Annotated in this window: 7 protein-coding genes; 1 reads left to right on the forward strand and 6 read right to left on the reverse strand. The window is 69.1% G+C overall.

Annotated features, from left to right (window positions below; all coding sequences use genetic code 11):
* Window positions 1–112: 112 nt before the first annotated feature.
* Window positions 113–1,543 (reverse strand): sensor histidine kinase, encoded by a 1,431-nt coding sequence (locus ACZ5DS_RS11790; RefSeq protein ID WP_468236345.1) that lies wholly within the window; start codon window positions 1,541–1,543, stop codon window positions 113–115.
* The gene (locus ACZ5DS_RS11795; protein ID WP_468236347.1) at window positions 1,536–2,222 is read right to left on the reverse strand and encodes a response regulator; all 687 of its coding nucleotides are present in this window, start codon (window positions 2,220–2,222) and stop codon (window positions 1,536–1,538) included. Before ACZ5DS_RS11795 ends, ACZ5DS_RS11790 begins: the two co-directional genes overlap by 8 nt.
* Window positions 2,223–2,349: 127 nt before the next feature.
* Between ACZ5DS_RS11795 and ACZ5DS_RS11800 the strand changes: the two genes are divergently transcribed.
* Window positions 2,350–3,039 carry a PepSY domain-containing protein gene (locus ACZ5DS_RS11800; protein WP_468236350.1) on the forward strand — a complete coding sequence of 230 codons (690 nt, stop codon included), beginning with the start codon at window positions 2,350–2,352 and terminating at the stop codon, window positions 3,037–3,039.
* A 358-nt stretch (window positions 3,040–3,397) separates the two neighbouring features.
* Here the strand turns inward: ACZ5DS_RS11800 and ACZ5DS_RS11805 are convergent.
* From ACZ5DS_RS11805 to ACZ5DS_RS11820, 4 genes are all read right to left on the reverse strand, one after another.
* Window positions 3,398–4,476, reverse strand: a protein-coding gene (locus ACZ5DS_RS11805; RefSeq protein ID WP_468236352.1) for an IS630 family transposase whose coding sequence is annotated in 2 segments (ribosomal slippage) — window positions 3,398–3,975 and window positions 3,975–4,476 — 1,080 coding nt in all. Because the reading frame shifts where the segments join, the coding sequence is not laid out codon by codon here.
* Window positions 4,477–4,567: 91 nt separating this feature from the next.
* Window positions 4,568–5,083, reverse strand: coding sequence for a hypothetical protein (locus ACZ5DS_RS11810; protein ID WP_468236355.1), 516 nt, complete (start codon window positions 5,081–5,083; stop codon window positions 4,568–4,570).
* 34 nt (window positions 5,084–5,117) lie between these two features.
* Window positions 5,118–5,906 carry an ArsR/SmtB family transcription factor gene (locus ACZ5DS_RS11815; RefSeq protein WP_468236443.1) on the reverse strand — a complete coding sequence of 263 codons (789 nt, stop codon included), beginning with the start codon at window positions 5,904–5,906 and terminating at the stop codon, window positions 5,118–5,120.
* 91 nt (window positions 5,907–5,997) lie between these two features.
* On the reverse strand, window positions 5,998–6,885 hold the full coding sequence (locus ACZ5DS_RS11820) for a TIGR03619 family F420-dependent LLM class oxidoreductase (RefSeq protein WP_468236358.1): 888 nt from the start codon (window positions 6,883–6,885) through the stop codon (window positions 5,998–6,000).
* Window positions 6,886–7,173 lie beyond the last annotated feature (288 nt).

Here is a 7,173-nt window from a genome sequence, read left to right on the forward strand (position 1 = left end):
GAAGACGCTGTAGAGAGTCGGCCCAGCAGACGGAGAGCAGGAACCCAGCAGATCTCCAAAGTTTCGCCACCGATGCCAGCAGGCGGTGAACTTCCCCTGGCGTACCGGTGGTTCAGTGCGTGCGGGGCAGCCGGACCTCGAAGACCGCGCCGCGGCCGGGGGCCTCGCTCACGGCCAGTGTCCCGCCATGGTGCTGTACGACGTCGCGGGCGATGGCCAGGCCGAGGCCGGCGCCGCCCTCGTCGCGGCTGCGGGCCTCGTCCAGGCGGACGAAGCGTTCGAAGATGCGCTCGCGGTCGGCCGGAGCGACGCCGTGGCCGTCGTCGGTGACGGCGAGGACCACGGCGTCCGTTGTCTCGTACACGGTCACGGTGATCGAGGTGAGGGCGTGCCGCTGGGCGTTGTCCAGCAGGTTGCCCAGCACGCGGGCGAGCTGGTTCCTGCTGCCGTTCACTTCCAAGGCGGCGTCCTCGATGACCAGAGCCGGTGTGATGCGGTCGGTCGATGCCCGCAGGGCCGTCTCCTCCCGCACCAGATCCCCCAGGTCGACCACGGCGTCGGCGGGACGCTCACCGGCGTCCAGACGGGCGAGCAGCAGCAGGTCGGCGGCCAGGTGCTGGAGGCGTACGACGTCGTGCAGCAGGTCGGGGACGTCCAGCAGCCCGGGATGCTGCTCGGCGACCTCCAGCTGGGTGCGCAGGGAGGCGATGGGGCTGCGCAGTTCGTGGGAGGCGTCGGCGACGAAGCGGTGCTGCCGCTCGACCGACTGCTCCAGCGCGGCCAGGGTCTCGTTGGTGGTGCGTGCGAGCCGGGCGATCTCGTCGCGCGAGTCCGGCTCGGGCACCCGGCGGGCCAGATCGCCGCTACCGGTGATCTCAGCCATTTCCGCCCGGATGCCCTCCACGGGCCGCAGCGCCCTGCGCGTGACCAGCCAGGTCACCCCAGCCACGACAGCCAGGAGGAACGGAAGGCCGATCAGCATCGCCCGGGTGACCTGGCCCAGCGTGGCCTCTTCTTCCGCCAAGGACACGCCCGCGTAAACAGTGTATGTCTGGCCGGCGTACGTGGTGCCGTGGACGGCCGCGAAGCGGTACTCGTGGGTCTCGTCGCCGACCTTGACGGTGAGGGTCCTGCGGTCCACGTCGGTGCCGACCTTGCCGCGGGCCGGGGTGCTGTCGTGGTCGTCATCGTCGTCGGTCGTGTCGCTCGGCGCCGTGCCTTTGGGCGCGGGCGAGTAGTGGGTGATCGCGCTGCGTCCGTGCAGATCATCGCCTGCGGCCAGCACCTTGCCCGCCCCGTCGACGACCTGGACAAGGTGGTCCTCGTCGTCGGGCAGGTCCAGCGAGCCGAAGTTTCCATCGAGCGCGGCCTGGGCCCCTGCCACGGTGCGGGCGGTGACCTCGGCCCGAAGGCCCGCCCGGTCGGTGAGGTTGTCGCGCAGGACGGAAACGACGAGGACGCCCGCCGCGACCAGGGCGATCGACACGACCACGGTCGCAGCCAGCGCCGCGCGGGCCCGTACGGAAGCGAACGGTCTAGGCATCACGGCTCCCGCCGGCCTCCAGCCGATACCCCGCCCCGCGCACGGTCGTGATCGACCGCCGCCCGAAGGGCACGTCGATCTTGCGGCGCAGGGCGCTGACGTAGACCTCGACGATGTTCGGGTCGCCGTCGTAGGCGAAGTCCCACACGTGATCGAGGATGTCGCTCTTCGACACCACCTGCCCGGCGTGCAGGGCGAGGTGTTCCAGGACCGCGAACTCCTTCGCGGTCAGCGTGATGTCCGTCCCGGCCCGCTCGACGCGCTTGGCGGCGGGGTCGATCGTCAGGTCGCCGATCCGCAGGACCTGGGATCCCGCGCGGGTGCGGCGGCGCAGCAGCGCGCGGATGCGGGCCAGCAGGACCACATAGGAGAATGGCTTGGTCAGATAGTCGTCCGCGCCGGTGTCGAGGCCCTCGGCCTCGTCGTACTCGCCGTCCTTGGCGGTGAGCATCAGGATCGGCGCGTCATGGCCTGCGGCCCGAAGCTGTGCGCACACGCGGTAGCCGTTCAGGCCGGGCAGCATGATGTCCAGCACGATCAGGTCGTAATCGTGCTCCTGCGCCAAGTGCAGACCGGTGACGCCGTCATGGGCCACGTCCAGGGCGAAGCCTTCCGCGCCCAGGCCACGGGCCAGGGCGGTGGCGAGGCGCTTTTCGTCCTCCACGATCAGCAGGCGCATGCCTCCAGCCTCGCAGACCCTTCCTGAAGTGATCTTCAGGAAGCTTCAGCGTGGCTTCAGGATCGCTCGCCCATGGTGGACGGCGTCAGGACGAAAGACACCGGACCAGCGAAAGGGAATCCTCCTCATGAAGGCTCGACTGCGCACTCTGACCGGCCGCCGCCGTACCCTCTCCGCCGTGCTCGCGGCCACCGTGGTCCTGGGCGGCGCCGGCGCCGCGACCGCCACCGCTTTCGCGGATGACAGCGACCACGACGACACCCAGGTGACCGCCACCAACTCGCCCGGCGACGACCACGACGAAAACGACAACGACGCCACGCTGATCAAGAGCGCCAAGGTCGACATCAAGAAGGCTGCCGACACCACAACGAAGTCCGTCTCAGGCACCGTCACCGCTGTCGACCTTGAGGGCAGCCAGGGCAAGCCGGTCTGGAAGGTCGACGTGACCGACTCCAAGGGCACCGAGCACGAGGTCACCGTCAACGCCACCGACGGCAAGGTCACTGCGACCAAGGCCGACCAGGACAACGACTCCGACGACCGCAGCGGCGACGCCGCCCTTGCCAAGTCCGCCGAGACCGACCTGGCCAAGGCCGTGGACGCGGCGCTCGCCAAGGTCAAGGGCACCGCGACCTCCGCCGGCCTCGAGAACGACCACGGCAAGACCACTGCCTGGCACGTCGACGTGACGGACGCCAAGGGCAACGACCACGAGGTCACCGTCGACGCGACCAACGGCAAGGTCACGGCCGCCAAGACCGACGACGACCGGAACGAGGACAACAGCACGTCCGGCGACCACGACGAGGACTGATCGGCCAGAGCGCACCGGCGTACCGCCGACCGGGCGGGGACCGCTCCCGGCGGACACCCCCGCCCCGCCCGGTCACACCACGCTGTGGGGCGGCCGCGCCGCCGGCTCCGGGCTACGCTGCCCGGCGGGGGCTCCCTGGCTCACGGAGTCAGCCATGCCGAAGCCCGAACCGAAGCGGAACAGGTCCTCTCTGCGACACAAACTCCGCTACGCCTTGCGACACCCTGAGCGGATCCCTCCCTACCCGCGGCGCGCCGACCGGAAGATCCTCGTCGACGCCGACGACTCCGTCGTACGGGTCCGGCCGACCGCGGTGCAGCGGGCACAGTCCAACCTGGTGGATACTGACTTCGGCTTGTCAGGGTGACGTAGGGACATCGGCCAGGAGGCCGGTTCCGGCTATGAAGCCGTCGAGGGTGTCGGGGCGGTACTGCAGGCGTTTGAGTCGGTTGCGTACGAGTGCCTCCAGGCGATCGAGGCCGACGACGGAAAGGTTGGCCAGGCTGTGCTTCACGTGCGCCCATACCCCCTCGACGGGGTTCAGGTCCGGCGCGTAGGCGGGTAGCAGGAACACCGTCAGCCATTCGCGCTCGGCGACGAGCTGGCGCATCTTGTAGGAGACGTGGGTGTTGAGCCGGTCCCACACCAGCACGATGGGGGCCTTGACCAGTTGGTGGGCCGCGTCCAGGAGTTGGATGAAGTCACGCTCGCTCATGCTGCGCCGGGCACCCTTGCCGGCGGGGTGGGAGCGAGGGCGGTGGCACAGGCGGGTGCGCTGTCCGGGCCGCATGGCGATCAGTCCGGCCACGGACAGGCGTCCGGAACGCCGTCCGCCGATGGTTACCTGCAGGGTGATGCCGCGTCGCCCCCAGGTTCGTCCCTTGGGCGGCCTGCGACTGAAGCCGGCTTCGTCCTCGAAGCAGATCCACCCTCCGCAGGCCGCCCGCGCTTTTTTACCTCCGTCCAGGTAGCCTCCTTCCACTGCGCGACCGCCTGCTCATCCCGCTCCGCCACCCGCCGAGCGGGGATCTGCGGGGTAAAGCCGAGCCGGTGCATCAGCCGAGTGGCGCCGGAGACGCTGTAGGAGACGTGGAATTTCCTGCCGATTAGCGTGGCCACCCGGGCCGCCGTCCACACTTGGTCCTCCACCCAGCCGTGGGCGGCCGGACCCTGCTCCAGGTACCCGGCCAGCTTCCGCAGGCAGTAGAGAGACAGACGACACCGCGATCCACTGGGCCCCCGCGAGGCCAGGACCTCCTCGCCTCCGCCCTGCCATGGCTGGTGCCACTGGTAGGCCGACTTCCGGCTCACCCGCAGCCGCCGCGCGACCTCCGGCGGCTTGACCTTCTGGGCGAATAGTTCCGCCGCCTGTATTCGCACCGTCTCCCGGCGTCGACGTGCCTCCGGCGTCAACCCGCCCCCGTCCGCATACCTCACACATCAGGGACTACAGCCAACAGCCCATCAGTATCGGCAAGTTCCACGAACAATTCCCTGACGAGCCGAAGTCAGGGTCGCTGTGACGTGGTCACCGCGTGGCCTCGGCCACGGCCCGGTCGGGGATCAGGGCGAGGAGCTGTTTCGTGTGGCCGGGCAGTTCTGCCTCCGCCAGTCCGGTGACGATGTCGCGCAGCGACATGGGCTGATCGACCAGGAGGGTGTCGTTGGACAGGAGCCGTGCAGGCACCAGGGTGCCGAGTTCGGCATCGGTGAGCGCCGCACCTCCGGCGAGTGCGCACAGTGCGGCTGCCTGGCCACTGATGCGGTCCCGGAGCCCGGAGTTGCCGCCGGCGTGCGCGATGGTTTGCTCGATGGTCCAGGCGTCGAGGGCGATCCGATTGTCGTATGTCGTGTTGGCTCCCGCTGCGATACCTGCGACGGCGGCGATGGTGGCGGCGCTGACGAGAGAGACGTGCGCGAGGATCTGGTCAACGTTCCACTCGCCGTCTGGCGGGGCGGGGCTGGGGTCGTCGGCGTTGGCCACGTTGGCGGCAGCGTCGAGCAAGGCGCGGTAGGCGTCCTTGAGCGGGGCAGTGTCCAGCATGTGTCGTACCTCTCTGTGCGGGCGTAGGAGCGGCTCAGGTGTGGGCGCCGGACATCTCCCAGGGCGCCTGCGGCAGGACCTCGCCGGTCTCCAGCATCGACTTGAGATTCGCCAGCACGGCCGGCCAGCCAGCCGAGATGCCGCCCAGCATCTCCTGGTTGGGGAGGTTCTCGTGGGTCACGGTGAGGCGAACGATGTCCTGATGCGGTTCGACGAGGAAGGTGACGACCGACGGCTCTCTCGGCGATTCGCCTTCGGGGGCGTCCTCAAAGGTGATGACCAGCCGGGTTGGGGGCTCGGCCTCCAGGACATGCCCCACCACGTCGATCTTGCCTGACCCGTCGGCTCGCCGGTGCTCCCAGCCGGAGCCCGGCTGCCAGTCGGAGACGTTGGCGTGTCCCCAGTAGCGCGCCGTCAGGTCGGCGTCGGTCAGGGCCTGCCACACCTGCTCCGCACTGGCCCGGATGTAGGTGACGTATACGTAGTCCGGCACGGATGTGGGTGCGTTGGTCATGGCGTACTCCTCTGCCTGGTGCTTGATGGCGCTGATCGCTTGCAGCCGGGGTTTGTCGAAGCCGGAGATCCAGCGTTCCTCGATCTCATGGATCGGGGCCGGGTTGAGGTAGTGCAGCCGCTCCCGGCCGCGCCGTACCACGGTGACGAGGTTGGCCCGCATGAGGATGTCCAGGTGCTGCGTCGCCGACTGGCGCGTCATGTCAAGGCGCTCGCACAATTCGCGCAGCGTCTGCCCGTTGTGTTCGCGTAGCCGGTCGAGCAGGAGCCGCCGTGTGGGATCGGCCAGCGCCTTGAACACCAAGTCCATCGTCGTTGCTTCGAGGCTCACGCTCGACATTATGCAGGCATTCACCTGCCTATCGTCAAGGGCGAGGCCAACGGCCTCCCCAGCCACGGCATCAGGTGAGTCGCGGGGTGACTTCGGCTGCGATCCATTCCATCGCCTTTTCGACATGCTCAGCGGCGACAGGCAGCCACAGGGTGCAAGCGGTGAGCCCTGCCTCGGCGAGCCGCCTGAGATCGTCGGCGACGCTCGCTGCGGTGGGCGCAGCACCGCCGAGTGGTCGTCCCGGTGGCGGAACCACCGCGGGGATACCGGGCGGAGTAAGGAACGCGGCCGAAGCCAGCGTCAGTGGGTCTGCGTTCCCTGTGTCGCCGGCAAGGTCATGCAGGCGGCGCCGGATATCGCTGACCTCCGCGGTGTCGGCGCCGGTGCCATACCAGCCGTCGCCGAACCGCAGCACACGGCGCAGGGCGGCGTCGCTGTGGCCGCCGACCCACACGGGCGGACCGCCGGCGGTGACCGGAGGCACTCCCAAGCGCGCCTCGTGCAGTTTCGTGAACGGTCCGTCGAAGTCTGCGGGTCGTCGGGTCCACAGGGCCTTGGCGGCGGCGAGGTGGTCGTCGGTGCGTGCACCGCGTTCACGGGCGGGTACGCCGACGGCGGTGAACTCGTCGGGGTTCCAGCCGGTGCCGACGCCCAGGATCAGGCGGCCGCCGGATACGACGTCCAGGGTGGCCGCCTGGTTGGCGAGCACCAGCGCGGGATAGTACGGAGCGACGAGCACGGACGTCAGCAGCCGCAGGCGCGTCGTCGCCCCTGCGACGGCCGACAGCAGAACAAGCGGGTCCGTGTCGAGGCCAAAACCGCTGTCCAAGAGGCGGTTGCCGACCGCGACGTGATCGAAGCCTAATTCTTCGGCCTGGCGTGCGGCGCGGAGCACGCTGGCTCCGTCGTCGAGCGGCCAGCGCGGTTGAAGGGAGACGCCGAGGCGCAGCAGGGACATGAGGTTGCCTTTCGGTGGCAGTCCGGTGGCGACACAGCGATCATCCGACCGCCCTGTCGCCACACTCAACCCTGCACCGCCCCTGTTTCATCCTGGCCGGGACGCAGCAGATCGCCCATCGCTCCATGCGGTGCTCGCTGACTGACGCCGCGAACTCCACAATCCGGTGAACCTTCCCGGTCAGGGCACTAGCTGTATTGATCACGAGCGTTGTTAACGCGGGCCGGGCTTGATCACGGCGAAGGCCTCCGTGTGTGGTGGAGGTGTCGAATCTTCACCGCACGGAGG

This window comes from Streptomyces sp. NPDC031100 (assembly GCF_055570785.1).

Bases quoted from the DNA above. Each gene is read 5' to 3' on its own strand.
- ACZ5DS_RS11810 (WP_468236355.1), bottom strand. From the start codon at position 5,083: ATGCTGGACACTGCCCCGCTCAAGGACGCCTACCGCGCCTTGCTCGAC.
- ACZ5DS_RS11800 (WP_468236350.1), top strand. From the start codon at position 2,350: ATGAAGGCTCGACTGCGCACTCTGACCGGCCGCCGCCGTACCCTCTCC.
- ACZ5DS_RS11795 (WP_468236347.1), bottom strand. From the start codon at position 2,222: ATGCGCCTGCTGATCGTGGAGGACGAAAAGCGCCTCGCCACCGCCCTG.
- ACZ5DS_RS11815 (WP_468236443.1), bottom strand. From the start codon at position 5,906: ATGGACTTGGTGTTCAAGGCGCTGGCCGATCCCACACGGCGGCTCCTG.
- ACZ5DS_RS11790 (WP_468236345.1), bottom strand. From the start codon at position 1,543: ATGCCTAGACCGTTCGCTTCCGTACGGGCCCGCGCGGCGCTGGCTGCG.
- ACZ5DS_RS11820 (WP_468236358.1), bottom strand. From the start codon at position 6,885: ATGTCCCTGCTGCGCCTCGGCGTCTCCCTTCAACCGCGCTGGCCGCTC.